The organism is Novosphingobium sp. 11B (assembly GCF_054589055.1).
The window spans coordinates 60462-62740 of record NZ_BAAILP010000297.1; the positions used below are offsets into that span (position 1 = coordinate 60462).

Below are 2279 nucleotides of genomic sequence, written 5' to 3' on the forward strand. Positions count from 1 at the left end.
AAGGGCCTGTCGGGCGGCCGCGTGATCGTGCGCCAGCCGAGCCACGTGAACCGTGACCCGCTCAAGAACATCATCGTCGGCAACACCGTGCTTTACGGCGCGATCTCCGGCGAAGCGTTCTTCAACGGCGTCGGCGGCGAGCGCTTCGCGGTCCGCAATTCGGGCGCGATCGCGATCGTCGAAGGCTGCGGCGATCACGGCTGCGAGTACATGACCGGCGGTGTCGTGATGGTGCTCGGCAAGACCGGCCGCAACTTCGCGGCAGGCATGTCGGGCGGCATCGCCTACGTCTACGACGAGGACGGCGAGTTCGCGAAGCTGGTCAACCCCTCGATGGTGGACCTGCAGCCGATCTCGGCCGAAGCCGACGAGGACGAAGGCACGGGTCGTCCCCAGCAGCGCACCGTCTCGGTCCGCGACCTGGGCATGGGCGACATGCTGCGCCACGATGCGGAGCGCCTGCGCATCCTGCTCGAACGCCACCACCTGCACACCGGCTCGAAACGAGCCCGCGCCTTGCTCGACGATTGGGCAACCACGCTGGGCAAGTTTGTCAAGGTGATGCCGCGCGACTTCGCGAAGGCCCTGCGCCAGCAGGAGGCCGAACGCCTCGAAGCCGCCTCGGTCGCAGCAGAATAAGATTTAGGAACGTATCAAGATGGGCAAGGAAACCGGCTTCCTCGAACTCGACCGCAAGGACCGCACGTACGGTCCGGTCGAGGATCGCCTCAAGAACTACAACGAGTTCGTCGTCCCCCTCTCGCCCGAGGCGCTGAAGGCACAGGCGTCGCGCTGCATGAACTGCGGCGTGCCGCACTGCCACACCGGCTGCCCGGTCAATAACATCATCCCGGACTGGAACCACCTGGTCTACGAGGACGACTTCCGCAACGCGCTGGAAGTCCTCCACTCGACCAACAACTTCCCCGAGTTCACCGGCCGCATCTGCCCCGCCCCGTGCGAGGCGGCCTGCACGCTGAACATCATCGACGAGCCCGTGACCATCAAGTCGGTGGAATGCGCGATCGTCGACAAGGGATGGCAGGAAGGCTGGATCACGCCGCAGGTGCCCGAAAAGCGCACCGGCAAGTCGGTCGCCGTTGTCGGCTCCGGCCCGGCGGGCATGGCCTGCGCCCAGCAGCTGGCGCGCGCCGGCCACTCGGTCACCCTGTTCGAGAAGAACGACCGCGTCGGCGGGCTGATGCGTTACGGCATCCCCGACTTCAAGATGGAGAAGCACCTCATCAATCGCCGCCTCGTGCAGATGATGGCGGAAGGTGTGGAGATCAAGACCTCGGTCGAAGTCGGCGTCACCGTCTCGGTGGCCTCGCTGAAGGAAAACTTCGACGCGGTGGTCTTCGCCGGCGGTGCGGAAGACCCGCGCCCGCTCGCGATCCCCGGCTTTGAGCTTCCGGGCGTGCGCTACGCGATGGAATTCCTGACCCAGCAGAACAAGCGCAACGCCGGCGACGACGAACTGCGCGCCGCGCCGCGCGGCACCCTGTCGGCCACCGGCAAGCACGTCATCGTCATCGGCGGCGGTGATACCGGTTCGGACTGCGTCGGCACCTCCAACCGCCAGGGCGCCGCTTCGGTGACCCAGCTGGAAATCATGCCCAAGCCGCCGACGATGGAAGACAAGGCGCTGTCGTGGCCGTTCTGGCCGCTCAAGCTGCGCACCTCGTCGAGCCACGAGGAAGGCGCCACTCGCGACTGGGCCGTGCTGACCAAGCGCGTCATCGGCGACAACGACGTCAAGGGCCTCGAATGCGTCCGCGTCGAGTGGAAGGGCGGCAAGATGCAGGAGATCGAAGGCAGCGAGTTCACGCTCGAAGCCGACCTGATCTTCCTCGCCATGGGCTTCCTCGGCCCCCGCAAGGCCGGCATGCTCGACCAGTCGGGCGTCGAACTGGACGCGCGCGGCAACGTGAAGGCGAACGTCTTCGAGTACCGCACCAGCGACGAGAAGATCTGGTCCTGCGGCGACATGCGCCGCGGCCAGTCGCTGGTCGTCTGGGCGATCCGCGAAGGCCGCCAGTGCGCGCGTTCGGTGGACGAGGCGCTGATGGGCGTGAGCCAGCTGCCGCGCTGATTTACGGCGTTACCGGATTGAAAGGGGGCGTGCCGAAAGGTGCGCCCCTTTTTCGTTGCGCCTTGCCTCTGGGGCTTCGACAACCTCAGCCCGAGCGGGTTTGAGAGTCCGGTAACAACCACTCTTTCGTCATTGCGAGCGCAGCGAAACAATCCAGGGCAGCTTAACGCCGCCCTGGATTGTTTCG

General features: G+C 65.9%; 2 protein-coding genes. Both read left to right on the forward strand.

Annotation, left to right across the window (positions count from 1 at the left end; translation table 11 throughout):
• A partial coding sequence (locus ACYPYD_RS25770) for a GltB/FmdC/FwdC-like GXGXG domain-containing protein (RefSeq protein WP_459666405.1) occupies positions 1 to 639 on the forward strand: 639 nt, incomplete at its 5' end.
• 19 nt (positions 640 to 658) lie between these two features.
• On the forward strand, positions 659 to 2092 hold the full coding sequence (locus ACYPYD_RS25775) for a glutamate synthase subunit beta (RefSeq protein ID WP_036525735.1): 1434 nt from the start codon (positions 659 to 661) through the stop codon (positions 2090 to 2092).
• Positions 2093 to 2279 lie beyond the last annotated feature (187 nt).